General features: G+C 69.8%; 24 protein-coding genes and 2 pseudogenes. 12 read left to right on the forward strand and 14 right to left on the reverse strand.

Annotated features, from left to right (window positions below):
- Positions 1 to 51 precede the first annotated feature (51 nt).
- A complete protein-coding gene (locus V6V89_RS25425; protein ID WP_334621849.1) occupies positions 52 to 1,071 on the reverse strand; it encodes a Gfo/Idh/MocA family protein in 1,020 nt (339 codons plus the stop codon).
- A gap of 71 nt (positions 1,072 to 1,142) precedes the next feature.
- Between V6V89_RS25425 and V6V89_RS25430 the strand changes: the two genes are divergently transcribed.
- Complete coding sequence (locus tag V6V89_RS25430) at positions 1,143 to 2,663, forward strand: alpha-N-arabinofuranosidase (RefSeq protein WP_334621851.1); 1,521 nt, start codon at positions 1,143 to 1,145, stop codon at positions 2,661 to 2,663.
- 8 nt (positions 2,664 to 2,671) lie between these two features.
- On the opposite strand, the gene V6V89_RS25435 is transcribed toward V6V89_RS25430, so the two are convergent.
- Positions 2,672 to 3,661, reverse strand: coding sequence for a LacI family DNA-binding transcriptional regulator (locus V6V89_RS25435; protein ID WP_334621852.1), 990 nt, complete (start codon positions 3,659 to 3,661; stop codon positions 2,672 to 2,674).
- 56 nt (positions 3,662 to 3,717) lie between these two features.
- On the opposite strand from V6V89_RS25435, the gene V6V89_RS25440 reads away from it, so the two are divergent.
- Positions 3,718 to 4,188 carry a GNAT family N-acetyltransferase gene (locus V6V89_RS25440; protein WP_334621853.1) on the forward strand — a complete coding sequence of 157 codons (471 nt, stop codon included), beginning with the start codon at positions 3,718 to 3,720 and terminating at the stop codon, positions 4,186 to 4,188.
- Positions 4,189 to 4,238: 50 nt separating this feature from the next.
- On the opposite strand, the gene V6V89_RS25445 is transcribed toward V6V89_RS25440, so the two are convergent.
- The gene (locus tag V6V89_RS25445) at positions 4,239 to 4,853 is read right to left on the reverse strand and encodes a TetR/AcrR family transcriptional regulator (RefSeq protein WP_334621854.1); all 615 of its coding nucleotides are present in this window, start codon (positions 4,851 to 4,853) and stop codon (positions 4,239 to 4,241) included.
- Between the two features lie 136 nt (positions 4,854 to 4,989).
- Here V6V89_RS25445 and V6V89_RS25450 point away from each other — a divergent pair, with 136 nt between their 5' ends.
- From V6V89_RS25450 to V6V89_RS25485, 8 genes are all read left to right on the forward strand, one after another.
- Positions 4,990 to 5,886 (forward strand): ABC transporter permease, encoded by an 897-nt coding sequence (locus V6V89_RS25450; protein WP_334621855.1) that lies wholly within the window; start codon positions 4,990 to 4,992, stop codon positions 5,884 to 5,886.
- The gene (locus tag V6V89_RS25455; RefSeq protein ID WP_334621899.1) at positions 5,849 to 6,649 is read left to right on the forward strand and encodes an ABC transporter ATP-binding protein; all 801 of its coding nucleotides are present in this window, start codon (positions 5,849 to 5,851) and stop codon (positions 6,647 to 6,649) included. The genes V6V89_RS25450 and V6V89_RS25455 overlap by 38 nt, the downstream gene beginning before the upstream one ends.
- A 208-nt stretch (positions 6,650 to 6,857) precedes the next feature.
- Positions 6,858 to 7,880 (forward strand): helix-turn-helix transcriptional regulator, encoded by a 1,023-nt coding sequence (locus tag V6V89_RS25460; RefSeq protein WP_334621856.1) that lies wholly within the window; start codon positions 6,858 to 6,860, stop codon positions 7,878 to 7,880.
- A 9-nt stretch (positions 7,881 to 7,889) separates the two neighbouring features.
- Positions 7,890 to 8,450, forward strand: coding sequence for a hypothetical protein (locus V6V89_RS25465; RefSeq protein ID WP_334621857.1), 561 nt, complete (start codon positions 7,890 to 7,892; stop codon positions 8,448 to 8,450).
- An 81-nt stretch (positions 8,451 to 8,531) separates the two neighbouring features.
- Entirely contained in the window at positions 8,532 to 8,966 is a 435-nt protein-coding gene (locus V6V89_RS25470) for a hypothetical protein (protein WP_334621858.1), read from the forward strand.
- Positions 8,855 to 10,240, forward strand: coding sequence for a hypothetical protein (locus V6V89_RS25475; RefSeq protein WP_334621859.1), 1,386 nt, complete (start codon positions 8,855 to 8,857; stop codon positions 10,238 to 10,240). Before V6V89_RS25470 ends, V6V89_RS25475 begins: the two co-directional genes overlap by 112 nt.
- A 31-nt stretch (positions 10,241 to 10,271) precedes the next feature.
- Complete coding sequence (locus tag V6V89_RS25480) at positions 10,272 to 11,084, forward strand: LPXTG cell wall anchor domain-containing protein (RefSeq protein ID WP_334621860.1); 813 nt, start codon at positions 10,272 to 10,274, stop codon at positions 11,082 to 11,084.
- Positions 11,085 to 11,147: 63 nt separating this feature from the next.
- On the forward strand, positions 11,148 to 11,576 hold the full coding sequence (locus V6V89_RS25485) for a hypothetical protein (RefSeq protein ID WP_334621861.1): 429 nt from the start codon (positions 11,148 to 11,150) through the stop codon (positions 11,574 to 11,576).
- Between the two features lie 17 nt (positions 11,577 to 11,593).
- Here V6V89_RS25485 and V6V89_RS25490 read toward each other — a convergent pair whose 3' ends face one another.
- From V6V89_RS25490 to V6V89_RS25505, 5 genes and pseudogenes are all read right to left on the reverse strand, one after another.
- Complete coding sequence (locus V6V89_RS25490; protein WP_334621862.1) at positions 11,594 to 12,028, reverse strand: HIT family protein; 435 nt, start codon at positions 12,026 to 12,028, stop codon at positions 11,594 to 11,596.
- Positions 12,029 to 12,166: 138 nt separating this feature from the next.
- Positions 12,167 to 12,586 carry a DoxX family protein gene (locus V6V89_RS25495; protein WP_334621863.1) on the reverse strand — a complete coding sequence of 140 codons (420 nt, stop codon included), beginning with the start codon at positions 12,584 to 12,586 and terminating at the stop codon, positions 12,167 to 12,169.
- A 126-nt stretch (positions 12,587 to 12,712) separates the two neighbouring features.
- Positions 12,713 to 12,994 carry a TetR-like C-terminal domain-containing protein gene (locus V6V89_RS25500; protein ID WP_334621864.1) on the reverse strand — a complete coding sequence of 94 codons (282 nt, stop codon included), beginning with the start codon at positions 12,992 to 12,994 and terminating at the stop codon, positions 12,713 to 12,715.
- Between the two features lie 391 nt (positions 12,995 to 13,385).
- Positions 13,386 to 13,631: pseudogene (locus V6V89_RS41825) on the reverse strand (DUF6597 domain-containing transcriptional factor); the annotation flags it as partial.
- 61 nt (positions 13,632 to 13,692) lie between these two features.
- Complete coding sequence (locus V6V89_RS25505) at positions 13,693 to 16,488, reverse strand: putative Ig domain-containing protein (RefSeq protein ID WP_442935214.1); 2,796 nt, start codon at positions 16,486 to 16,488, stop codon at positions 13,693 to 13,695.
- A gap of 445 nt (positions 16,489 to 16,933) precedes the next feature.
- On the opposite strand from V6V89_RS25505, the pseudogene V6V89_RS25510 reads away from it, so the two are divergent.
- Positions 16,934 to 17,297 (forward strand): annotated as a pseudogene (locus tag V6V89_RS25510) (putative immunity protein); the annotation flags it as partial.
- Positions 17,298 to 17,367: 70 nt separating this feature from the next.
- Here the strand turns inward: V6V89_RS25510 and V6V89_RS25515 are convergent.
- The 6 genes from V6V89_RS25515 to V6V89_RS25540 all read right to left on the reverse strand — a co-directional run bounded on the left by V6V89_RS25515 (position 17,368) and on the right by V6V89_RS25540 (position 23,865).
- Positions 17,368 to 18,654, reverse strand: coding sequence for an epoxide hydrolase family protein (locus tag V6V89_RS25515; protein WP_334621867.1), 1,287 nt, complete (start codon positions 18,652 to 18,654; stop codon positions 17,368 to 17,370).
- A 92-nt stretch (positions 18,655 to 18,746) separates the two neighbouring features.
- A complete protein-coding gene (locus tag V6V89_RS25520; RefSeq protein WP_334621868.1) occupies positions 18,747 to 19,745 on the reverse strand; it encodes an ArsR/SmtB family transcription factor in 999 nt (332 codons plus the stop codon).
- Positions 19,746 to 19,800: 55 nt separating this feature from the next.
- The gene (locus V6V89_RS25525) at positions 19,801 to 21,159 is read right to left on the reverse strand and encodes a sensor histidine kinase (RefSeq protein WP_334621869.1); all 1,359 of its coding nucleotides are present in this window, start codon (positions 21,157 to 21,159) and stop codon (positions 19,801 to 19,803) included.
- Positions 21,156 to 21,962 (reverse strand): hypothetical protein, encoded by an 807-nt coding sequence (locus V6V89_RS25530; protein WP_334621870.1) that lies wholly within the window; start codon positions 21,960 to 21,962, stop codon positions 21,156 to 21,158. Before V6V89_RS25530 ends, V6V89_RS25525 begins: the two co-directional genes overlap by 4 nt.
- On the reverse strand, positions 21,959 to 22,561 hold the full coding sequence (locus V6V89_RS25535) for a hypothetical protein (RefSeq protein WP_334621871.1): 603 nt from the start codon (positions 22,559 to 22,561) through the stop codon (positions 21,959 to 21,961). The genes V6V89_RS25530 and V6V89_RS25535 overlap by 4 nt, the downstream gene beginning before the upstream one ends.
- Complete coding sequence (locus V6V89_RS25540; RefSeq protein ID WP_334621872.1) at positions 22,558 to 23,865, reverse strand: hypothetical protein; 1,308 nt, start codon at positions 23,863 to 23,865, stop codon at positions 22,558 to 22,560. Before V6V89_RS25540 ends, V6V89_RS25535 begins: the two co-directional genes overlap by 4 nt.
- A 327-nt stretch (positions 23,866 to 24,192) precedes the next feature.
- Here V6V89_RS25540 and V6V89_RS25545 point away from each other — a divergent pair, with 327 nt between their 5' ends.
- A complete protein-coding gene (locus tag V6V89_RS25545; protein WP_334621900.1) occupies positions 24,193 to 24,888 on the forward strand; it encodes a response regulator transcription factor in 696 nt (231 codons plus the stop codon).
- Position 24,889: the final 1 nt, after the last annotated feature.

The following is a 24,889-nucleotide window of genomic DNA, read 5'->3' on the forward strand; positions in this document are numbered from 1 at the left end:
CTGTCCCTTCGTCGGGGGATACGCCGCCGAAGATCCTGTCACAGACCTGGTTCAGATGTTGACCGCGCCGCCGGTCGTGGCGCTCTCCCGGGCCGCGTCGAGCGCCTCGACGTTGCGCACCACGTCTCTCGGGTCGACAGGCACCGGACCCTCACCGCGGACGGCGGCGGCGAACGCCGGGTAGTAGGTGTCCCAACGGCCGCGCTCGGTCGGCACCGGCTCGCCGTCGTCACCCCGGTAGAGCACACCCCAGAACGCCTCCGGTTCGACGCCCCAGTTGTCGCCTTCGCTGGCTGGCGTCCGGCCGGCGACCAGCGCGGCCTCCTGACCGTCCATTCCGCCCACGACATAGGTGCCGGTCGTACCCGTGACCCGGAACCGCGGCCCGGGCGCCGCCTGCACCCAACTCCCCCACAGGTGCGACTCGACGCCGCTGGCGTGGTGCAGCGCCACGAAGACGTCGTCGTCGAGCTCGTGCCGGCCGCGCATCTCCGCGTACACCCGGGTCGCTGGGCCGAACAGCAGCAGCGCCTGGTCGACCAGGTGCGCGCCGAAGTCGCGCAGGGTGCCGCCCCCGGCGGCTGGCGGGCCCGGCTCCGGGGAGAACCGCTCGAACCGCGACTCGAAGCGGGTCACCGCGCCGAGCTCGCCCGCGTCGATGAGCCGCCGGACGGTGAGCAGGTCGGAGTCCCAGCGACGGTTCTGGTAGACGCTGAGCGGCACCCCGGCCTTCTCGGCTGCCTCGACGAAGCCGCGGGCCGCCGCCGCGTCGAGGGCGAACGGCTTGTCGACCACCACTGCCAGGCCCAGCGCGATCGCCTCGTGCACCAGGGCCACGCGGGTGTCCGCCGGAGTGGAGATGGCGACCGCCTGCGCTCCCGCCGCCGCCAGCGCGGAGAGGGAGTCGAACGCCGGCACCTCGGGCCGGTCGCCGGCCAGCTCGGCCCGGCGTTGCGCGGAGCGGGTCACCACTCCGACGAAGTCGACGCCGGGCGCCGTCGCGAGCAGCGGAGCGTGAAAGTACCGTCCGCCGAACCCGTACCCGACCAGCCCGAACCGCACTCCGATCATGACCGGTCAGCCTACCCGGACCCGATCTAGAGTGTATCGGTAAAGTGACCGGTAAAGCCTAAGGACGCCCCATGAGCATCTCCGCAGTCATCAACGTCGACATCGACGGTCCCCGGATCAGCCGCCACATCTACGGCCACTTCGCCGAGCACCTGGGAAGGTGCGTCTACGGCGGGTTCTATGTCGGCGAAGACTCCGACATCCCGAACGAGGGCGGCATCCGGCTCGACGTGGTCGCGGCCCTGCGCGCCCTCGACATCCCGAACCTGCGCTGGCCGGGCGGCTGCTTCGCCGATGAGTACCACTGGATGGACGGCATCGGACCCAAGGCCGAGCGCCCCGTCATGGTGAACACCCACTGGGGTGGCGTCGAGGAGAACAACCACTTCGGCACGCACGAGTTCATGGCCCTGTGCGAACTGCTGGGCGCCGAGCCGTACATCAGCGGCAACGTCGGCTCGGGCACCGTGCGGGAGATGAGCGAGTGGGTCGAGTACCTCAACCGCGAGGGTGACTCCCCCATGGCGCGGCTGCGCAAGGCCAACGGCCGCGAGGAGCCTTGGAACGTCACGTTCTGGGGCCTCGGCAACGAGGCGTGGGGATGCGGCGGCAACATGACCGCCGCGCACTACGCGCAGGAGGCCCGCCGCTACGGCACCTACTGCCGCGACTACGGCGACGCCAAGCTGTACAAGATCGCCGCCGGCGCCTCGGACTTCGACTACGACTGGACCGAGACGCTCATGAAGCAGCTCGGGCACCTCGGCTGCCAGCGCGTCAAGAGCACGGCCTACCAGGCACTGTCGGTGCACTACTACACGATGGCGGGCTCCTGGGACAGCAAGGGATCCGCCACGGTTTTCGACACCGACGAGTACTACGCCACGATGGTCAAGGCCGCTCGCGCCGACGAGCTGCTCACCGGGCACTCGAACGTCATGGACTGTTACGACCCGAACAAGAGCGTGGGCCTGGTACTGGACGAGTGGGGCACCTGGTGGGACGTCGAGCCCGGCACCAACCCCGGGTTCCTGTACCAGCAGAACACCCTGCGGGACGCCCTGGTAGCGAGTGTCCACTTCGACATCTTCCACCGCCACGCCGACCGCCTCGTCATGGCGAACATCGCGCAGACGCTGAACGTGCTCCAGGCGATGATCCTGACCGACCCCGATTCGAAGGCGCTGGTGCTCACGCCGACCTACCACGTCTTCCAGATGAATAAGGGCCACCAGGACGCCGCGTCCCTGCGGGTCGACGTCCGCGGCGGCCTCCCGGCCCGCGAGGTCGGCGACGCGAGCCTGGAGACCGTCTCGGTCTCGGCCAGCCGCAAGGACGGGCGCCTGCTCGTCTCACTGTCCAACCTAGACGCCGAGGCTGCGGCGGACGTCGAGATCGAGCTGCGCGGCGGCGCGGTCAGCGCGGTAGATTCGCTGATCCTGACCGCCGGTGCGCTTCAGGACCACAACACTCCCCAGTCTCCCGAGTCGGTCACGCCGCGCCCGCATGAGGGCGTCGCTGTCGCGGGCGGGAAGCTCCGGGTACACGTCCCGGCCCACTCCTTCGTCACCGTCGCCGGCGACATCGGCTGAGCTGCCGCTCAGCGCGTGGATTCGCGAGCGATGATGTCGAACGGCGCGACGTACTCGGCCGCCGGACGAGACGGATCCGCCATGCGCTCGATGACCAGGCGGACCGCCATCTCCGCCATCCACCCGTGGTCGGGAGCGACCGTGGTCAGCGACGGCACCAGGTACTTCGACTCGGGAATGTTGTCGAACCCGACGACGCGAACCTGGTCCGGAGCGCCGATCCCGTGATCCGCGAGACCTCTCAGCACGCCTTGCGCGACGGTGTCGGTCACCGCGACGACGCCGTCGAATGCGATGCCCGCCCCGACGAGCCGATGGACCGCTGTGCGCCCCGACTCGAGCGTCATCACCGGAGAGGTCACCAGGAGCCCGGGATCGGCTTCGAGACCCCGCTCGGCGAGCGCGGCGGCGTAGCCACGGTGGCGGCTTGCCACCACGTTCACACCGGTGAGTTCGTCGCCGGCGACGAACGCGATGCGCCGGCAACCACGGTTGATCAGGTGCTCCGTGGCGGCCCTGGTGCCCTCCTCATTTGGCATGGCGACATGGTCGAAGGCCGCCCCGAAGTCTCGTTCGCCCAGCATCACGATCGGAACGCTTCCATCGGACACCAGGTGCTGGCGCGGGTCGAGCTGGACCGCGCTCAGGATCAGGCCGTCGAACTGAAGGTTGTGAGACTGGGCGATCGCCTCGACCTCGCCGGCGATCGCGGCACCGGTCTGCTCGATCGCGACATGAAACCCGCGCCTTGCCGCGTCTTCGATCACCCTGGCGGCGAGCATGCCGAAGTAGGGACGGTCGACCTCGGGCACGGCGAGACCGATGACACCGGTGCGCCCGGACTTGAGGGTCCGCGCGGAGAGGTTGAGGCGGTAGCCCGACACCGCGATGACCTCCCGCACACGACGGCGGGTCGGCTCGCTCACTCCGGCGCGATTGTTGACGACGTTCGAGACCGTCATCTTCGAGACGCCGGCCAGTCGAGCGACATCATCCATCGTCACCACGCGACGAGTTTATCGGTAAATGCGGGCAATCAAGGGAAGATGGTCCGGTGGAGAAGATCGAAATCAGGCGGACCGGATACCTCGATCCGGACGCGCAGGTGCTGATCAAGGCGGCCCTGGCCGACCTGCGCGAGCGGTACGAGGACGACGAGGGCGACGCGACCCCGGTCGACGCGGCCGACTTCGAGCCGCCGCACGGGGCGTTCTTCGTGACGTACCTCGACCAGCAGCCGGTGTCGTCCGGGGCGTGGCGCGGTCACGGCGAGGACGGTACGGTCGCGGAGATCAAGCGGATGTACACGCTGCCGGCCGCCCGCGGGCGGGGTCTGGCGCGGGCGGTCCTGGCAGCGGTCGAGCAATCGGCCCGCGAGCACGGGCGGCGCCGGATAGTGCTGGAGACCGGCGGACGCCAGCCCGAGGCGATCAACCTGTACCTGACGGCGGGGTACCAGCGGATTCCCGACTTCGGCTTCTACCGGAACGAGCCGGACGTCCACTCGTTCGGTAAGGATCTATGAGGAGCCCTTTACGTCCAGCATCCGGCCAGGCCCCGATACGCGCAAGCAGATCAGGGCGGGGTCGACGAGGGGGCGCCGAGCGCTGCCGCGATCGAGGCGGCGAGCGCGGTCACGTATCCCTTCGGCAACGGCGTGCGGGCGACGGCGAGCCGCCAGTAGATCGGGCCGATGATCAGATCGACGGCCGCATCCGGGTCGGTGCCGGCAGGAAGCTCGCCGCGGTCGACGGCTCGACCGATGAGCAGCTCCGACACCTGGCGCTGATTGGCGCGGAGGGCATCCTGGAGGGTCTGCGCGATCTTCGGGTTGCGGGCCGCCTCGGCGAGCAGGTCGGGGATGATCTGCGAGGCCAGCCGGTGCCCGAGAGCGCGGGCCACGATCCGCAGCAACATCTCGAGGTCGCCGCGCAGGCCGCCGGTGTCGAGCAGCGGCAGGCTCTGGCTGGCGACCTCGGAGACGATCTCCAACACCATCTCCAGCTTTGAACTCCATCGGCGATAGACCGCGGTCTTGCCGACTCCCGCCCTGCGTGCGACCGCCTCGATCGAGAGCCGGCCGTAGCCGACCGCGGCGAGCTCCTGCATGACGGCCTGGCGGATGGCGCTCGTGACGTCCTCCCGGAGCACGGCCGCGCCGGCAGGAGATCTCTTGTTCACGGCCGCCACCAGGGCAATATAGCTCAACGACGCTACGGTTGCGTATCGACGTCGGCACTGACTATCCTGGGATGGCGTCGATACGGTAGCGTTCCATCGCTCGCCGGTCACGGGGTGAGCCATGCGCTGATGACAAGGATCGGAAATGACCGATACGGTGGTAGTCGATCCAGACTCGCACCTGTCCCAGGCGGAGCTGGCGGCCAAGCACGGTCTCACCGTCGCGGGCGCGCGGCCGGGCCTCGCCGCGTACACCAGGCGACTCTGGTCCTACCGGCACTTCATATCCGCCTACGCGAATGCGCGGATCGTCTCCTCGTTCAGCACGACGCGGCTCGGGCGGCTCTGGCAGGTGCTCACACCTGTGACCAACGCGGCCGTCTACTACCTCATCTTCGGCGTGGTGCTCAACACCAAGGCCGACGTCCCCAACTTCATCGCCTACCTGTGCACCGGGCTGTTCGTCTTCGTCTTCAGCCAGAGCGCCATCCAGGGCGGCGTGCAGGCCATCTCGGGCAATCTGGGCCTGATCCGGGCCCTACAGTTCCCCCGGGCCTGCCTGCCGATCGCGGTGACGCTCACCCAGTTCAGCAACATGGTGGCATCGATCATCGTTCTGATCGGGATCGTCCTGATCACCGGCGAGCCGATCAGCGTCGAGTGGCTGGTGGTCGTGCCCGCGCTGCTGTTGCAGTCGGTGTTCAACGCCGGCGTCGCGATGATCGTGGCGCGGCTGGGCGCGAAGCTGGCCGACCTCAAGCAGCTCATCCCGTTCATCATGCGGACCTGGATGTACGCCTCCGGCGTGCTCTACAGCGTCGTCCTCTTCGAGCGGCACCTTCCGCTCTGGGCAGCCCGATTGTTGGAGGCCAACCCGCTGCTGGTCTACATCGAGCTGATGCGGCACGCGCTGCTCGAAGGGGCGCCACTGGCCTCGCCGGTGCCGGTGCTGTGGGCACTGGCCGTCGGCTGGGCGCTGCTCGCGGGCGTCGGCGGGTTCGTGTATTTCTGGCTGGGCGAACAGGAGTACGGCCGTGGCTGAGCGCATCCCCACGATCGTCGCGGACGACGTACACGTGGTCTACCGGGTGCACGGCGCCGGCACGCCGGGCACCGGATCGCCGGTGGCTGGCCTGCGACGCCTGGTCACCCGCAGCCGCCCGCCGACCATCCGCGAGGTACACGCGATCAAGGGCGTGAGCTTCACGGCCTACCGGGGTGAGGCGATCGGGCTCATCGGCACCAACGGCTCCGGCAAGTCGACACTGCTGCGGGCGGTCGCCGGCCTGCTGCCGGTCGACCGGGGCGCGCTCTACGCGATGGGCCAGCCATCGCTGCTCGGCGTGAACGCCGCACTGATGAACGACCTGTCCGGCGAGCGCAACGTGGAGCTCGGCTGCCTGGCCATGGGCATGAGCAAGGAGCAGGTACGCGAACAGACGCCGAAGATCATCGAGTTCTCCGGGATCAACGACCGGGGCGAGTTCAGCTCACTGCCGATGCGCACGTACTCGTCCGGCATGTCGGCCCGGCTGCGCTTCTCCATCGCCGCCGCGAAACGCCACGACGTACTGCTGATCGACGAGGCGCTCGCCACCGGCGACGCGCAGTTCCGGCGGCGCAGCGAGGAGCGGGTACGAGAGCTTCGCGCCGACGCCGGCACGGTCTTCCTCGTCAGCCACACGATGGCCTCGATCGTCGACACCTGCGAGCGGTCGATCTGGTTGGAGTCCGGCGTGATCCGGGCCGACGGGCCGACCGACGAGGTCGTCAAGCAGTACGAGGACTTCACGAAGCGCAAGTAGGCGCGCCCCCCGCATCCGCGCGTCAGGCTCCCGACCGCGCCAGGCGGGCTGGCCCGCGGTTGCAGAAACATGCAAGCCTGTGACTCGGATCTTCACAGCCGTTGCCGAAGGTGATCTCCTGTCTTCGTAGGGGGTAGGGGTGGGTTCGAGACAGGGGGGTCCGTTGGGGTTGTCGACGGAGGTTCTTCCCAGGCTGACCAGGTGGGGGGTGACGCCCGATGCCGATCTCGGCTACCGGGCGTTGTCGATGCTGGGCCCCCGCACCGTCGCGCGGCTCGCCCGGGAGCTGGGTATGCCCCAGAGCCGGGTGAGCCGCGCGCTCGACGAACTCGTGGCCGTGGAGGCGGTACGTCCCGTCCCCACCGCCGCGAACGCCGGGTACCGGTCGAGGGACGCCCTGGTGTGGGAAGCGGTGACGCTGGAGCGTGTGCTCAACGCGTTGCGGAAGCGCCGTACTCCCGATTCGGCGCTCGAACGGTGGCGCCTGCACATCGCGACGGTCACTGGGGTCGGCCTGACGGCTCTGGAGGGCGCCTCGGTGCGGCGGTGGCCGACCCGCGCCGCGGCACGACAGCGGGCGGCGAGCCTCACCGCCGCCGAACGCCACGAGCACCTGGCCATCAACACCGAAGAGGTCTTCGACGCCGAAGCGACCGCTGCCGCCCTGCCGCTGGACTCCAGCATCCTGGCCCGTGGCATCCGGCTGCGGGTGCTCGGCCTGCCGCCAAGCGACGGTGACCGGTTGAGCGCGTACGCCACCGCCCTCGGCCGCTCCGGCGGGATGTACCGGGAGCTGTCGGCGCTCCCACTCAAGGTGATGATCTTCGACCGGCGGGTGGCATTGGTTCCGAGCGACCCTCTGGACCTCGAAAAGGGCTACATCGAGGTCGCCGACGCGCCGGTCGTGCGGGGCCTGGCGGGCATGTTCGACCGGCTGTGGACCGACGGGATCGATCCACGGGAGCAGGGGGTACCACCCATCGACCTGAGCAACCGGGAGCTGGCACTGGTGCGCCTGCTCGCCATGGGATACACCGACCAGTCGGCAGCGCAGGAACTGCGGCTCAGCGTCCGCACCGTCGCCTACACCATGCGGCACCTGATGGACCGCCTGGGTGTCGAAAACCGGTTCCAGCTCGCGCTGCTGCTCGGCTCGGCCGGCGCCGCACCCCAACCACCGCGCTACGGCGACAGCGGTGCTCAAGAGCCAGCCGATGCCGCCACCACCTGAGGAGATCCAGTGTCACACGCGCTCGTCCGGCCAGCCATCAGCGCCGTCGCTGTACTCGCGACCACGCTGGCTCTGACCCTCGGCGCGGTCACGCCGGCCCAGGCCGCCGGGCCCTGGCCTCCGGCGTACTGCGCGGCCGGGCAGTTCACCGCGATCGAGACCACCGCCGATAGGCAGACCGCGCTCCACGGCCAGGTCACGCCGTGTGAGCCACCCCGGGCCAACGACGCCTTCGCCCTGGTCGCCTTCCACCCGCAGAACTTCGGCGCGTTCGCATATCCCCACTCGTTGGTGCGGTACCAACCCGAGGGCCCCACCCCGTTCTCCGCCGTCTTCCGATCAGTACCGAGGGCAGGGCAAGCGGGGGTATGCGCCATGCGCACCCTCACCGACCGGATCGCCTGCGTACGCGTGACGTTCCCAAAGGACGGGCCCGCCACGATGGAACCGATCCCCACCACCGACCCGCTCGTCGACAAGGTCGTCTTCTACGTCGGCGGCAACCAGCAGCCGACACCGCCGCCACCCAGCGGATTCTGCGGCACCTGCCTGGAGCTGCCCACATCCTGACCCCAATCAGGGACAGCACGCCGGGGCCGTGGATGGCAGGATGCGTAGGCGTCGGGACGGGGACCGGAGAGGTATCGGCGATTGAGCACCGCAGCGTCGACTGTAGACACTCGGATCTACGAACAGGCGTCCGGCCTGGCGGGCGGCCACCTCGCGCTGGCCACCTCGACGCCTGAACGCGTACAGGAGCTGGTTCGAGCCCACCTCGCCTGGCTCCGGCCGATGCCGCTCGACGACCTCGTCGACGGGCTCGTCGTCGGACTGCACCACCCGGTGTCCGAGCTCGCCGAACGTACCCTCGACCTCGTCGAAGCGCGGGCGGCGGAGCTGTCCGAGATGGCGCGCACCCGCTGGCGGCTGAGGCGCCGTCCCTCGACGGCACCCTCGGAATCCGGCTCGCGGCGGTGCTCGGCACCGCCGCGCCCGCGGCCGCGCCCGCACCGGTCCTGGTCGCCGCCGACCTACCCGCGCGGATGCCGTCCCCGCTGGGCCTCGGCGCGCTCGCCGGTGAGTTGAGCGTTCTGCTGCGCAACGGCGACACCGACCCGGTCCGGCACGAGGCCGCGCTCGACGGTCTGGTCCGCGCCGCTCGCGGCGATCGGGAGCTTGCCGCCCGGGTACTGGAGCCGCTGATCCCCCAGTGGCCCGGGTACTGGCCGGCCCTGATCGCCGCGGCCTGCGGCCGTTCCAGGGCCCGCCCAGCCCGGCAGACCACCCGCGAGAGTCCGCCGCTGAGCTTGTTCATCGACGGCCGGTCCGCTGAGCTGATCCCCCGCCTGATCCAACAACCGCCGCCCGGCCTGCTTGCCACGCCGTCCACTGTGGATGGCCACGTGGATCCGGCACGTGCGCTGAGCCTGCTGCGACAGGCCGACAACGACGGCTGGCAGCCCTCCGCTGGAGACCTGACCCAGGCGTTGATGCGCCTTCCCCGCGAGGTCGATCCGGCCGTCCACACCGCCGCGGCGCGCCTCGCCTCACCGGCCGGCCGGCGCTTCGCCGCCTGGCTGAGCACCGGCGTCACCGAGCCGCGCACCTGGATCGAGGAGGTCGACAAGACCGCTTACCTTCCCAGCCTGCGCGTCGCGATGCTCGACCCGGTGGGCCTGCCCTCCGAGCTCGGCGACGCCCGCACGGCCAGCGAACGCTCGGCGTTCACGTGGCACATGCCCCCGCTGGCGCTGTGGCCCATGGTCACCCCGTCGCACCGGGAGATCGCCGCCGCGCACCTCCAGCCCTACGTCGCCATCGCCCTGGACCGCCAGGACCCGGGCACCGGCTTCCTGTACGGCCTCGCCGCGGCCGACGGCCCCGTCGGTCCCGCGACCGCGGCAACCATGATGTACGCACTGGCGAACCGCCGGGAGAACGTCCGGCTGGCGGCCGGTGACGCGCTCACCGCGCTTGCCTCTCGCCCTGACTGGGACAGCTCCGGCGTCGGTGTCGAGCTCGGCATCCTTGCCAGCTCGGATCGCGTCGTCCTACGCCGCACGCTCCAGCCGCTGACCGAGGCGCTCAAGGCCGGCGCCCACGACGCGGTCTGGCAGATCGCCTCGGCGGCGCTGCCCGACCTGCTGGCCGCCAAACCCCGCCCGGGCCTGCCTGAGCTGCTCAGGCTCGCCGCTGACGCCGCTCGGGCCGGCCGGCACACGGCGGTGCCGGCGGGCCTGGCCGCGCTCACGGACAAACCGGGTCGCAGCCAGCTCACCACCGCCGCCCGCAAGCTCGCCGAGGCCCTTGGGCCGTGGTCCGCGACGCAGGGCGGCCCGATTCATCGATCCCCGGTATAGTCCCCGCCGGACCATCAACGGGGAGTGATTCATGAAGATGTACCTTCGCGCGCTCGGCGCGGCAGCCATGACCGCCGGCGTGCTCGCGGTTCCCTCGGTCGCCAACGCGGCCGACGACGCACCGCTGTTCGCGGCACTGTCCGAACGCGACGAGGCCGGCCGGGCCGTCACCTACCCGATCCGCCAGGGCGAGTCCGTTCCCGTGGTGCTCGGCGTCGCCAACGTCGGCACCGCCGCGTCCGCCGGGGTGGTGGTCAACGTCCGGGTGTTCAACGACGTCGACCTGCCCCGCACCTTCACGAACTGCCAGTACTACGTGGACAGCAATCTCGAGGGCGCCTGGTGCGAGATCGACCAGGAGCTGGCGGCCGGCAGCGGCACCTACGCGCTTTCGCCGTTCCAGGTCGCCGCCGCCCGCGAAGCGCGCGCCGACCGCATGCCCGCCATCGTCTTCCAATGGTTCCCCAAGGACTGGGTGGACGAAAACGGCGGCATCGCGGAATTCGCCAAGAAGGACAGCGGGCAGGGCACGACGCCAGCCGCGGGCACCGAGGGCACGCTGGGCCTGGTCGCCAAGCAGCTGGTCATCCCAGCGGAGACCAGTCGGGTCGGCTTCGCGTACGTGAAGCTGGCGACGGTGCCGTCACCCACGCCAACCGCCTCGCCGAGCGGCTCTTCTCCGGCGACACCGGGCACCACCCCGCCGGCCGACGGCAGCGGAGGCGGCCTGCCGGTCACCGGCGCCGACGGTCGAACGCTGGGCATCGCCGGCGCCACCCTGGTAATCGCTGGAGTGGTGGCCTTCCTGGTCGCTCGCCGGCGCCGGGCCCGGTTCACCACGTGAATCGGCGGGCATCGACGCTGCTACGTTGAGTGCTCGCCGCACGATCAGTGAGGAGCGGCACACGTGAGCGATCCGAGCGGGCTGAGTCCGGAGCGAATCAAGCACCTGGAACTCATCCAGGCCATCGTCAGCCGGCTGGCGAACCACTCCTTTCTCATCAAGGGCTGGACGCTGACGATCGCCGCCGCGTTCTTCGCCGTCCTGGCCAATCGCCTCGACTGGGCGATCGCGCTGGTTGGGCTGATCCCGCTCGTCACGTTCTGGTTCCTCGACGGTGTCTTCGTGCGCAACGAACGGCGGTTCCGCGATCTCTACAACGATGTCCGCAAGCAAGGCACGACGGTCGAGCTCATGGCGATGGACCTGAGGCCGTACGCGGCGCAGAACTCGTGGGCGGCGGCGACGTTCTCCACCACCATGGCGCTCTTCTACGGCGCGCTGGTGCTGGTCGACGCTGTCCTGGTCGTCGTCGCGATCGCGCGATCGGCCTAGGGCCTAGGCCCTAGGGCCTAGCCGAGCGTCGCCCGGATCGACTCAGCCGCCCGGTCGAGGGCCTCGTGGGCGAACGCGGGACCGCGCCGCGGCCAGAGGTCACCGATCGCGTCGCCCTCCCACCGGGGCACCACGTGCACATGCAGGTGCATGACGGTCTGCGACGCGGCGCGACCCGCGGAGGTGATGACGTTGAGCCCGTCCGGGTGCAGCGCCTCGCGCACCGCGTGGGCGACGCGCAGGACAGCCTCGGTAAGCGGCCGCGCGTCAGTGGCCGAAAGGGCCCAGAGGTCGGGCACATGCCGGCGCGGGAGCACCAGGGTGTGTCCGAGGGTGGCCGGTCCCAGCGGAAAGAGCGCAAGCACGTCAGGCGTCTCATACAGCACCTGGGTCGCTGGCTGCCCGCCCGCTGCCGCACAGAAGGGGCACTCCCCGCCGGTCTCGGCTCCCATGCTTGATCACCCTAGACCGAGCCCGGCCGGCATCGTCGGGGTTGCCGTCAAGAGTCCGGTGCGGCAGCCGCGCCCTCACGTGTGGCACGGCTGCCGCCGTCGGTTCGAATTGGCCTTCGGCACCGGCCGCAAGCCGGGTTAGACGGTCACCGCCGCCGCCCGCCGCTGAGCCAGAATCGAGTCCACAGACCACTTGCCCGGGCCGAGGACCGCGATCAGCAGGAACGACCAGCAGAACAGCGCGGACAACTCGCCGCCGTTGTTGAGAGGGAGCAGGGCGTCCGGCTGGTGCACGACGAAGTACGCGTACGCCATTGAGCCGGAGCAGATGATCGCGGCGACGCGGGTGCCCAGGCCGGCCATGACCAGCGCGCCACCGACAAACTGGATCAGCGCCGCCCACCAGCCGGGCCAAGTGCCGAGCGCGATCGCTTCGCCGGAGCCGCGGTTGCCACCGAAGACGCCGAACAGCGACGACGCGCCATGGACCGCGAACAACAGGCCAAGTACGATCCGGAAGAGAGTGATGACGAGGTCGTTCAGGCGAGCAGGATTCATCGGATCTCCTCGAAGGACGGTCCCACGGCCTAGAGATCCTAACCCAGCCCATCTATACTGGTCTATATCCTAACCAGCCGTCAGCGGTCAACATCGATGTGCTTGACCCTGAGGGTGGGCGCCTTCTCAGCCCACCTGGGCGTCGGCGCGACGCGCTGCGATGCCGGTGAACGCGAGTTCCAGGATGCGGTCCACCTGATCCGGGGTGATCGGGCGGGTGTGCAGGAGCATCCGGTAGTAGAGGGGCGCATAGAGCAGCTCCACGACATCGTCCAGGTCGACGTCGGCTCGTAACTGACCCTGCTTGATCGCGCCCTCCAACCGCTCCCGGCAGGCCCGCACGGCTGAGGTGTGCCTGATCGGCGTAGCCCACGTCAACCGCCAGACCCGCCATGCCGTCCGCACCACGCCGGCCCGAGGCTGTGGCGCCAGCCTGAGCCAGCGCGAGAAATCCTTGAAACCGCAACGTCCGCTGGAGGACCTTAGGACTCAGCCCCACCGCCTGCAGGCAGCGGCGACGCAGTTGGCTGGCGGAAAGTGCCAGGTGGGTGGCCAGGATGTCGATGTTGACCGGGTGCCACGGCATCAGCACCTTCACGGCTTCACGCACCAGCGGATCCACGCGCACTGCACCTCGGAACTCCCGCAGGAGGTGAGCCTGCAAAAACATCACTGCCCGCTCGGGTGTCTCGGCTCGAGCCATCGCCTCCTCGAGGCGGTCTACCGCACTTCCCCACAGCTCCGCCAGGCCCAGACGCTGGTCCACCAGGTCGTCGAGCACCGTCGGAAGGGGCGGCGCGGTACCTGGTTGGAACCGCACACCCACGATGGTGGTATGCGCCGCGATGACCTCAATCTCCGGACCGGTCAACGGACCAACCAGCTGGGGACGGCCACCGATCGGAAAGTGGATTTCGACCCCGCCAGTGGGCAGGTGCCGCTGAACGTACGCCGTGTCACCGGTGCGCTGGATCCAGACCGTCCGCACCACACCCGCCAATCCCGGCAACGGCGGACGCTCAACGTAAGACTCCACTACGGTCATTCTCGCACTGAAGCGGCTGGGGATGGCCCCGCCCGTTCAGGCGAGGCCATCCCGTGGCCGGTTACAGGGTCAGCGTCCAGTAGTCGATGCGTCCCGTGTCCGATGCCTGCGTGTCCTGCACCCGCAGCTTCCAGGTGCCGTCACGCGCCTCCGAGGACAGGTTCACCGTGTACGCCTTTTGAATGTTGTCTTGCCCGCCGCCGGTCCGGTTGTGCAGCACATAGGTGCTGCCGTCCGGCGCGACCAGCGTCACGACGAGGTCACCGATGTAAGGGTGGACGATGTGGACGTCCACGGTCGAGGTGGCCGGGGCGTAGCCGAGACAACCTGAGACGACGATGGTCGAGGTGACCGTCGACTGGTCGGGGATCGCCACGTCGGTGCCGTTGGTGCGCACGCAGTCCGGCGAGCCGTCGCCGTCGCCGTCACCACCGCCGTTGCCGAGGTTCAGCTTCCAGGTGTCGATGTAACCCGTAAACCCAAAGCCCACGTCCTCCACGCGCAGCTTCCAGATGCCGCTGCGCATCTCTGCGGACAGGTCGAGCGTGTAGGTTTCGTGAATGTCGGCATAGGGACCGCCGGTCTTGTTACGCAGCAGGTAGGTGCTGCCGTCCGGCGCCACCAGTGTCACCACCAGATCACCGCTGTTGGAGTGGACGATGTCCACCTTCACCTGTGAGGTTTCCGAGGCGTAGTCCGCGCAACCCCCCGAGACTTCGACGCTCGAGGTGACCGTGGTCACGTCCGAGATCGGAACGTCGGAGTTGTTGGTGCCCGTGCAGTCTGGCGTGCCGCCGCTCACGTTCAACGCCCAGCTGTCGATGGTGCCGGAGTGGGTCTCGTAAAGATCCTGCACCCGCAGCTTCCACGTTCCTTCGGCGACCTCCGAGGACAGGTTCACCACGTACGTCTGGTGAATGCCGCCCGTGGAGCCGAGTTCCCGGTTGCGTAGCACATAGGTGCTGCCATCGGGCGCCACCAGCGTCACAACGAGGTCGGTGACGAATTCGTGAAGGATGTGGACCTCCACCGTCGCCTGCGCGGAGGCCATGCCCGCACAGCCGGAGATCGCAATGGCGGAATCCACAGTGGACGCGCCCGGAATCGCCACGTCGTTACCAACGACGCCGTAACACCCCGGTATGGGTGCCGGGCTCACCGTCCAGGAGTAGAGAGCACGCCCCGTCCTGGTCGGCGACGAGCTGTCTGTCACCGTCACGGTCACGCTGTACGTCCCGGCGGCCGTCGGGGTACCCGAAATGGCACCCGTCGAAGAATTGATCGACAGGCCCGCAGGCAACCCGGAAGCCGACCACGAGTACGGTGCGGTCCCGCCGGAGGCGGTGTGGTTGACCGGCGAGATCGGGCTGCCGAACGCGCTGGTCTGGTTGCCGGGGTTGCTCACGGCCAGGCCGGGCATGACCGTCCACGAGTATGAGGCGCGTCCCGTCCGGTAGGGCGAGCTGTTTGTCGCCGTCACGGTCACGCTGTACGTGCCGGCCGCCGTCGGGGTACCCGAAATGGCACCCGTCGAAGAATTGATCGACAGGCCCGCAGGCAACCCGGAAGCCGACCACGAGTACGGTGCGGTCCCGCCGGAGGCGGTGTGGTTGACCGGCGAGATCGGGCTGCCGAACGCGCTGGTCTGGTTGCCGGGGTTGCTCACGGCCAGGCCGGGCATGACCGTCCACGAGTATGAGGCGCGTCCCGTCCGGTAGGGCGAGCTGTTTGTCGCCGTCACGGTCACGCTGTACGTGCCGGCCGCCGTCGGGGTACCCGAAATGGCACCCGTCGAAGAATTGATCGACAGGCCCGCAGGCAACCCGGAAGCCGACCACGAGTACGGTGCGGTCCCGCCGGTAGCGGTGTGGTTGACCGGAGAGGTCGGCATGCCGACCGCGCTGGTCTGATTGCCGGGGTTGCTGACGGCCAAGGCGACCGACCACCAGTAAAAGGTGATCCCCGTCTTGGCTGGCGACGAGCTGTCTGACGCCGTCACGGTCACGTTGTACGTTCCGGCGGCCGTGGGGGTACCGGTGACAGAACCGGTGGATGAACTGATCGACAGGCCCGGGGGCAGGCCCGTCGCCGACCATGAGTACGGGGCCGTTCCGCCGGAGGCGGTGTGGCTCATCGGCGAGATCGCCGCGCTGACCGTGCCGGTCTGGGTGCCGGGGTAACTGACCGCCAGTCCGTCGCGGACCTGGCATCCGCCCAGCGAGGCCGCCGCGGTGCAGATGTCGTCGGCGAAGGAGCGCACCTCTGTGTAGACGCCGGGCTTCTGTGGCCGGGCACAGCCCACGCCCCAGCTGGTGATCCCGACCTGGACCCACTCGTTGTTGGCGTCCCGCTTGAACATCGGGCCGCCGGAGTCGCCCTGGCATGTATCCACCCCGCCGCTGGACCAGTTACCAGCGCAGATCTCCTCGTCGAAGATCAGGCCGGCGTAGCCGCCGGTGCCGGCGCTGGCGCATTGCGTGTCGCTGATGAACGGCACGTCCGCCTTGAGCTGGAACCGATGCTGCGGTCCGTCCTCATAGGTCGCGCCCCAGCCGGCGACGGTGAAGGCCCCGTTGTGCAGCGAGGTATCGGTGGCGAGTTTGAGCAGAGGGCTGTTGATCGGCTGGGAGATACGGATCAGCGCCCAGTCCTTGCCGTTGCCGTAGTAGCCGTCCGCCACGTGGATGTAGTCGGAGGTGCGGGTGGTGCGGTTGGGGTCCTCCAGGTCGACGACGCCCCAGGTCACCGTGACCGACGTGTTGGGTCCGGTACCCAGGTCGGCCACGCAGTGTGCGGCGGTCAGGATGAGCGTCGGGGTGTACATCGCACCCCCACAGCCCAGGGACAGGCGCACCATCCATGGGAACTCACCCTGCTGCGCCACTGTGCCGCCGACGACCTGAGGCCCGATCTGACCACCGGGCTCGGTGGCGTGAGCCGGCGTGGCGACGATGCCGCCTAACACCAGGCCCGTAAGAGCGGCGACCCCGATCCGGGATGCCGCTCGCAGTGCTTGTCTCACGTATCTCCTCCCCTTGCCCACCCAGACTCCTGTTCCCGCGTCGCACCAAGACGCCGTTCCGATAGCGAAAGGCTTGAAAGCATTGCGACTGGCTCGTCGCGGTGCGCCGCATGGATCCGGCTGAAGATGGTGCCCGCCCACCGCTTGGATGTCAAAATTTGCCGGGCCTTGCGAAGGTTCAGTAGACTTTCTTCACGTCTCGCGCTACAGACGTCCACAGTGGTGGGAGCACTCATGCGCTCGGACGTGAAGTCGGCGAGGTCTTGCCGAGTTAGGGTCGCGGCAGTCTGAGGCGATCGAGCACGCCCGCGCTTGGGTGCGTGGTGAGGTCAAGATGATGCAGGCTCGTGCGGCGGGGTGGCCATGCGATGGGCGCGGCCAGAGACCTGCGTGGGGCGGCACGGCATGCCGGGTACTCTGCTGGCCAGGCCGGGGCCGTCGCACACGTCGCCGCGCACGAACTGGGCGCGCCCGCCTATGCGACCAAGGCCGCACGTGCCGCCGCGCCCGAAGGCGAGGGCGATGCCGCGGGGCGACTCGAGTGCCGATGGCAGCGTGACCAACTCCCGGAGGCGATTCGGGAGCTCGTGCTCGACGATCAGCGATTGCGAAACGACATCTGCTGGTCGGTGTTTGACTGCTGACCGGCCATGGGACGCGAGCCCACCCTGCGGTATCCGCCCGGCGCTGGCTTGACGATCCAACGGCGCTCCGTCAGCGCAGCAGCCGGGCGAACGCGCGAAGCTCGTCGGTGAAGATGGCGGGTTGTTCGAACGCGGCGAAGTGCCCACCCCGGGCGACCTTGTTGAAGTAGATCAGCCGGGACTGGTAGACGCGTTCGGCCCAGACCCGCGGCGTGGGGACGATCTCGTGGGGGAAGACTGTGAAGCCGACCGGTACCCGAAAATCGTTGGGAGTGGCGGCGGTTCGTGCGTCCTCCCAGTAGATCCGCGCCGACGACGCCGCGGTGCCGGGCAGCCAGTACAACATGATGTCATCGAGGATTCGGTCGACGCCGAGGAGCTGCTCGGGGTTGCCATCGCTGTCTGTCCACTCCAGAAACTTCTCGAAGATCCATGCCGCCTGCCCGGCCGGTGAGTCGGTCAGCCCGTAGCCGACGGTTTGCGGGCGGGTGGACTGCTGGTAGATGAACCCGGCGCCGTCGTCGAAGAACCGCCGCAGCTTGTCCAACGCCGCCTGTTCCTCCGGGGTCGGCGGGTCGCCGACCGGCGGCTGGAACACCGGGAAGAAGTTGAGGTGTACCCCGGCGAGTCCGGCGGGCCCGAGCTTGGCGAGCTCGTGCGTCACCGAGCCGCCCCAGTCGCCGCCCTGGGCCAGCCAGCGGCGGTAGCCCAGGCGTGCCATCAGCTGTCCCCACGCGTTCGCGATGCGGGGGACGTTCCACCCGGTCGTCGCCGGCTTGTCGGAGAAGCCGAAACCCGGCAGCGACGGTGCTACCACGTGGAACGCGTCCGCGGCGCTGCCACCGAACGCGGTGGGGTCAGTCAGCGGCCCGATCACCTCAAGGAACTCAACGACCGAGCCCGGCCAGCCGTGCGTCAGCAGCACCGGCATGGCGTTGGCGTGGCGCGACCGCACGTGCACAAAGTGGATGCCCAACCCGTCGATCCGGGTACGGAACTGGCCGAAACCGTTGAGCTTAGCCTCTACCCGGCGCCAGTCGTACCGGGTGCGCCAGTGCTCGACCAGTGCGCGCACCCGTTGCAGTTGCGCACCCTGCGACCCGTCCGCGACGGTCTCCCGCTCCGGAAACCGGGTGGCGACCAGCCGCCGCCGCAGGTCCAGCAGCGCGGCGTCCGACACCGACAGCCGAAACGGGGTCACGGCTGTCGTCGCCGCCGGCAACGCCATACCGGGCTCGGCGGACGCCGGTGACGCGTCCATTTCCACCCAGCCCAGCGGCACCGCTACGGCCCCGGCGGTGGCTGCGGCCCGTAGGACGCCGCGACGGGTGGGGCCACCAGTGTTTTCGCTCCGCACGATTCCTCCCGAGGTCATCATCGATGCGGTACACGGTGGCAAGCCCGCCGGCGAGCGGCCAACGATTCGACAGTGCTGGAATCCCGGCCGGTTCAGCCCCCATCGCCCTCTGGGCCGCTGGCCGCGACGAGCCCGTCGGCGAGCTGGGTGCGCCGGTACACCACCCGGCGTCCGGAGCGCCAGGATGTGACCAGGCCGCTGCGCCGCAGCACCGACAGGTGGAAGCTCACCGAGGGCGGGCTCTGCCCGAGCTCGCTCGCGAGGTCGGTGGTCGACTTCGGCAACGCGAGGCGGCCCAGGATCGCCGCCCGGCTCTGCCCCAGCAACGCGCCCAGCGCGTCGCTGTCGCAGCCGGGTTGGTCCGAGCCACGCCCCCACAGCCGGCCGACGCCGCGGCAGGCGTAGACGAGCGTCGCGGGCCGGCCGGGCGCCTTGTCCACCATCAGGCGTGGCCAGGCGAAGACCGACGGGAACAGCGTCAGCCCGTCGCCCGCCAGGTCGTGCGCCACCGAATGCCGCCGCTTGTCGATCCGCAACTCCTCCCCCCGCACGCTGACCTCCGGGTGCAGGCCCGATAGCAGCGCGTCCACGCCGCCTGTGGTCAACTGGGCAGCCCGGTACGCGACGTCGTCCTCCAACACGGCGCGGAGCTGCTGCCAGTGCGGTTCGATCGCGACCGACCAGTAGCGCCACAGCGAGTCGGCCAGCCGCCGGGCACCGGCGGCCCCTTCGGCGACCAGGTCCCGTGCCGGCGCCGGTATCGGATCGCGACCCCACGCCGCCGCCACATCGGCGCGGATCTCTGCCACGTCCGCCTGCGCCACCAGGCGCAGCTGCTCGTCGATGCCGCCCGGGTGGCTGGCGGCCGAGAACAGGAAGTCGGCCACGTACGCGTTTGCCGGCAACACCGCGCGCAGCAGCGCCATGTCGACACCGGGCAGGCGGCCTCGTGTCGCCTCCCACCACGGCCGGTGCAGCGTCGACACCCCCGGCGACGACAGCTGGTACAGGCTCTGGACCACCTCGGCCAGCGGGGAGTAGCCGAACCGTATCCGCGCCACATCGGCGACACCCATTCGCAGCCGGATCACGCCGCGATCCTAGACGCGGCCGGCCGCGTGCACACAGTGGGCGTTCGGGGGCTACTCAGCCGGTTGAGTCGGGCGTGGGCACCACGAGCGCCACCTCGAACCCGCCCTCGGGGTGCGGACCGGCGGTGAGCGTTCCGCCGTAGAGCCTGGCTCGTTCCCGCATGCCGTTGATGCCCTGCCCGGACGACACGCGGCGGGGCTCGATGCCGCCGCGACGCCGTCCGTCGTCCACGACGCGTACGGTGAGCCGGTCGTCGCCGTACGCCAGGGTGATGCTGACGCCAGCCGGCGCGGCGTGCTTGAGCACGTTCGTCAGGCTCTCCTGGACCACCCGGTAGACGCAGGTGTCCAGGCCCGGTGCGAGTCGCCGCGGCTGCCCGGTCACCGCGACGGTCACCGGCACGCCGGCACCGCGTACCCGCTCGACCAGGTCGTCCAGGCGGGCCAGGCCGGGCGCGGGCGCGTACGGCTCGCCCGGCGCCCGGCCATCTTCGCTCGTCGACTCCGCGCCGGGCCGCAGCACCGCCAGCATCCGGCGCAGCTCCTCCAGCGCCTCGCCGCTGGTCTGGAGCACGGTGGCGATGGAGGAGCGGGCCGTGTCCCGGTCGTTGTCGAGCACGTACTGCGCCAGTCCGGCCTGGACCGACACCACCGACATGTGGTGCGCCACCACGTCGTGCAGCTCCCGGGCGATACGCAGCCGCTCCTCCACGACCGCCCGCCGGGCCTTGTCCTCCTGCTCGGCCGCGAGCCGGTCGGCCAGGCGGGCCAGTTCGACGCCACGCTGCTCGAACAGCTGGGTGTTGTACCCGAACCGGGTAACCACCGCCATCCACACCACCGCCTGGGCAAGCGCCACGACCGGGGTAGTGGGTGTGGCGTAGAGCCAGACGCCGCATCCGAACGCCGCCATGGCGGCGGTGATACGCGGCGGCCGTAGCGCCGCCACCGTGTAGAGGGCGAGCAGCACACCCGGGCTGTTCACCACCGCCCAGTATCCCAAGTGGACGTAGAGCGCCCAGACCGCGCAGTAGAACACGGTGACGGTGACCGGCAGGAACTGCCGCGCCACCAGGGAGGCGGTCGCCACGCACGTGAGCGCGACTGCCATCGCATCGAACGGGCGCACCCCGGCAGGCGGTTGCTGGGTGCCGATCAGCAGGCTGACCGTGCCGGTCGCCACGGCCAGCCCCAGGTCCACCAGCAGGTGATGGCGAGCGCCGAACCGCCGCAGGCCGTTCAGCGCGGCGGCGCCCCTCATCCGCCACCGGCCGGCGTAGCGGGTGGCGGCGGGATCGGTGCGGGCATGGCCGGCACGGTAGCCCAACGGCGAGCGGCGGATCCACTGGGCCGGTTTGCCAGCCGCGCGGGACTCCGCCGCCACGCGGCCGCCGCGCCGGCCGATGCCGCTCAACTGGCGGGCATCGCCCTGATGTGGTGCGGCTTCAGGCTCACCAGGAGGGTGACGCCGCCGATCGTGGTCACGTTGTCGGAGTCGACGTTCTTGGCGCCCCAGTCCTGCGCCTGCTGGCGCAGCTCCGGCTTGTCCTCGAACACCTTGTAGCCAAACCCGGAGAACAGCGACCTGCAGTAGTTGGCGCCTGGATCGAACCGGCAGAACGCCGCGACGTAGCGCACGTGCGTGTCGTCGTCGTACTCAATGTGGACGGACACCTCGAGGCTGAGTTCGCCGGGGCCTTCGCAGTCCAGCCGCTGCTTGGCGCCGCTCGCCTCCGCCTTCGCCGCGGCCGCGCAGGTGTACGAGTTCTCCTTCTTGAGCCAGTCGTCGGCCAGCGCGCGGACCGTGACGCCGGGCAGGTACCGCTGGTCGCCATGGGGAAAATCGGCCGCCATCGCCGGTGGCGTGGTGGGCCCGGTCGGCTCGACCCAGAGGTACCCGGCGAGGACGCCGGCGGTGCCGCCCGGGCACGCGCCGAGAAGCAGCGCGCTCACCGCGATCAGGACCGCGACCACCTTGCCCGGCCGGCGCCGGCCCTTGGCCCGCGGCGCCGCGCCCGGCGGCATGAGGTGCGGTGCGGGTGGAGACGGCGGCGGGAACTGCGGCGACGGGCTCATCGGCGGCGGGGCGAGCGGCGGTGGGAAGGGCGGCGGCGCCGGGGCGGCAGCCGGCTGGGGCACGGACCGCCAGGCGGTACCGTCCCACCAGGACAGACCGTCGGGTGACCGCTCGCCAATCCGCGGTGCGTGCCCGCTCATCTCAACTCCGCCATGACGCGAATCTCCAGGTTCCTGGCTTCCTCAACGGTTATCTCGTACCGGTAACCACCGATCGTCGCCTGCGCGCTCTCCAGCTTCTCCACCTTCTCGGTGATCCATCCCTCGATCTGTCCGACCAGCGTGGGGTCGTCCCCGTACGGCAGCGCGGCGAACCAGAACAGGTACGCGAGCCTCCCCGGGGTCACCTCACGGCCTTCCGGGGACCAGACAGACACGTTCATGTCGGCGATCAGGCCATCCCACACGGCCAGCAGTGCCTGGTACTTGGTCTCGCCGATGGCGAGCGTGCAGACCCTGGCGCCCTGCTCCTGCTCGGCACACTCGTGCCCGCGTTGGGTGAGGGCGTCGACCACGGTCGCCGCCTTCAGCGACGGGATGCACCGCTGGAGGGTGCCGCAGTTTGCGCTGGTCCGGGCCTTCTCCTGGCCACCGATCACGAGGTATCCGGCGATCCCGGCGCCGGCCAGCCCCACCACCGCCGCGACGGCGCCGACCAGCAGTACCCGCCGCCAGCTCAGGCCGCCGCGCCGGTCCGGCGCCGTGCCGGCGCCCACGGGGGGCGTGGGTTCGGTGGTCATGCGCCGCTCCTGACGAAAGCCGACCACTGCTGATAGAACGTCGTGGCGCTCATACCGAGCACACGCCGGCAGATCCCATCGAACGCCGGCAGTCGGGTGTCCCCGCCACCTTCCAGGTTGCCGTAGCCGATGACCTTGGCGTAGAACTCCACCGCCGCGGCCCGGCCCTTGGCCCGCTCGGCGAACCGGAACGCCGCGGCCGACAGCGAGTAGTTGAAGGCGCGATCCTCGCCGTAGAAATCATCCGTGCGGGGCAATCGGCCCTGGAACTTGCCGGCCGCCAGGCCTTGCGACAGACCGACGCGATAGCCGGACCCGTCCATGTGGGCGGCGAAACCCTCCACCGCCCACCTGGCGGCCCCGGCCACGAAGCTGTCGGTCTCCATGGCGCGCGAGGTCACCGCGTGGATCAGCTCGTGCCGCATCACCCGGCGTGGATCGTTGCCGACCTTCTCGCTGTTCGCCAGGTTGCACACGATCCGGGCCCCGGCGTACTGATCCTGGTAGATCTGGCCGCCGTTGCGGACGCCGCGCTGCTGCATCTGAACGCCTTCGACCTCGGGCTTGAAGTTGCCGGTGACACCGAGGCTGAACCAATTCTTGTAATTCTCCGCGTCCCTGGTCAGGAACAGCACATGGCCGGGGAAGCGCGGTCGGTCGCCCCAGAACGCTTCCACCGACCGCGCCTCGGGTCCCGCCACGCCGACGTACCGGTCCAGATCTGGCACGCTGGCGTCGGCGGCCAGGCACACGTTGTCCGCGTACACCACCTTCAGCGGTGTCAGCAGCCACGGCGCGTCCGCCGACAGGAAGTAGCTGGCTTTGAGCTCCTTGTAGTTCTGTCGCGTGATCGGCAGGATCTCGACGATCACCAGCTTGCCGTTCCGCTGGGCCACCGAGTAGCGGTGCGACCCGGCCGGGGAGACCCCGCCCGGCGCGGCGTCGGCGTTGAGCTGGATCACCTCGTGCACCGGCATGAAGCGGTACGCCTCGTCCTCGGCGGGCGTCGGGGATGCCGACTCGGTCAGGTACCGGAAAGCGCTCAGCTTGAACTGCCGCAGGTTGGCGAAGAACATCTTCTGCTGGGCGATCAGCTTGCTGTTGCCCTGGTCCAGGTCGGCGAGGAACCCGGCCTCGTCACCCGCCTGCATCGCCTTCGCCCGGCGGTCCAGCATGGTTTGCAGAGCCCGGGTGGTCGGCTCGCCCGAAGACGGCCCCCTCGACTCCTGGATGGTGGGCCGCTCCGACCCACCGCAGCCGGCCACCGCCAGCCCGGCGGTAGCCAGGCCCGCCCCCGTCAACACCGCACGTCTCGACCACCGTACGCCACATCCCCCAGCGTCCGGCCGATGCCACTCCCCCACGTACCCCGTCCTCCCCAGTACCCGAGTTCACCACGCCGCGGGACCGCGCATGGCCTGGAAAAACCTAGGCCAGCACGGCGATCCGGGCATCCAGCGTCGGGTTGAACTCCACATGCGACCACCGCGGTATCGACGGGGGCCTACAACCACCGCGGTACGCCGACGTCCACCCGGTGGTGCGGATGGCCTAAGCTCTGCGCCGTGCCGAACGCCACCGGAGATCACGTCGAGGTGCCTGGGAACGCGGCGGCCGGTACGGGCGACGGCCTGCGGGTGCTCGTGGTCGACGACCAGATCCTGATCCGGGCCGGCCTGGTGGCCCTGCTGAACGCGGCGCCCGGCATAGAGGTGGTCGGCGAGGCGTCCGACGGGGAGCGTGCCGTGACGCTGTGCGCGGCAACGCGGCCGGACGTGGTGCTGATGGACATCCGGATGCCCGGCGACGGCGGGATCGCCGCGACGCGACGCATCCTCGCCGCTGGCCGGGAGCGGCCACCCCGGGTCATCGTGCTTACCACGTTCGACCTGGACGAGTACGTCTACGACGCGCTGCGCGCCGGAGCCAGCGGCTTCCTACTCAAGGACACGCCGCCGGAGCGCCTGCTGGCGGCCATCGCCACGGTGGCCGCCGGGGACATGCTGTTCGCGCCGAGCGTGGTGCGCCGCCTGATCGGGGCGTACGCCGGGCGCGCGGCGCCCGCGGCCGGCGCCGGAACGGAACTGGACGGGCTAACCGGCCGCGAGGTGGACGTGCTGACGCTGGTCGGTAAAGGGATGTCCAACATGGAGATCGCCGAGCAGTTGACCATCGCCGAGGCCACGGTGAAGACGCACGTCAATCGCACGATGGCCAAGCTGGGCATCACCAGCCGTGCCCAGGCGGTCGTCGTCGCGTACGAGTCGGGGTTGGTCACCCCGCGGCGCACCGATCCCGCTAAGGCGGAGTCGGAATCCCCGCATTGAT

It is taken from the genome of Micromonospora sp. CPCC 206061, assembly GCF_036906915.1.
Taxonomy (GTDB): Bacteria; Actinomycetota; Actinomycetes; order Mycobacteriales; family Micromonosporaceae; genus Phytohabitans.

Excerpts from the sequence above, each read along its gene's own strand:
- V6V89_RS25425 (WP_334621849.1), bottom strand. The coding sequence starts at position 1,071 with ATGATCGGAGTGCGGTTCGGGCTGGTCGGGTACGGGTTCGGCGGACGG.
- V6V89_RS25430 (WP_334621851.1), top strand. The coding sequence starts at position 1,143 with ATGAGCATCTCCGCAGTCATCAACGTCGACATCGACGGTCCCCGGATC.
- V6V89_RS25435 (WP_334621852.1), bottom strand. The coding sequence starts at position 3,661 with ATGGATGATGTCGCTCGACTGGCCGGCGTCTCGAAGATGACGGTCTCG.
- V6V89_RS25450 (WP_334621855.1), top strand. The coding sequence starts at position 4,990 with ATGACCGATACGGTGGTAGTCGATCCAGACTCGCACCTGTCCCAGGCG.
- V6V89_RS25480 (WP_334621860.1), top strand. The coding sequence starts at position 10,272 with ATGAAGATGTACCTTCGCGCGCTCGGCGCGGCAGCCATGACCGCCGGC.
- V6V89_RS25490 (WP_334621862.1), bottom strand. The coding sequence starts at position 12,028 with ATGGGAGCCGAGACCGGCGGGGAGTGCCCCTTCTGTGCGGCAGCGGGC.
- V6V89_RS25495 (WP_334621863.1), bottom strand. The coding sequence starts at position 12,586 with ATGAATCCTGCTCGCCTGAACGACCTCGTCATCACTCTCTTCCGGATC.
- V6V89_RS25505 (WP_442935214.1), bottom strand. The coding sequence starts at position 16,488 with ATGGTGCGCCTGTCCCTGGGCTGTGGGGGTGCGATGTACACCCCGACG.
- V6V89_RS25530 (WP_334621870.1), bottom strand. The coding sequence starts at position 21,962 with ATGAGCGGGCACGCACCGCGGATTGGCGAGCGGTCACCCGACGGTCTG.
- V6V89_RS25535 (WP_334621871.1), bottom strand. The coding sequence starts at position 22,561 with ATGACCACCGAACCCACGCCCCCCGTGGGCGCCGGCACGGCGCCGGAC.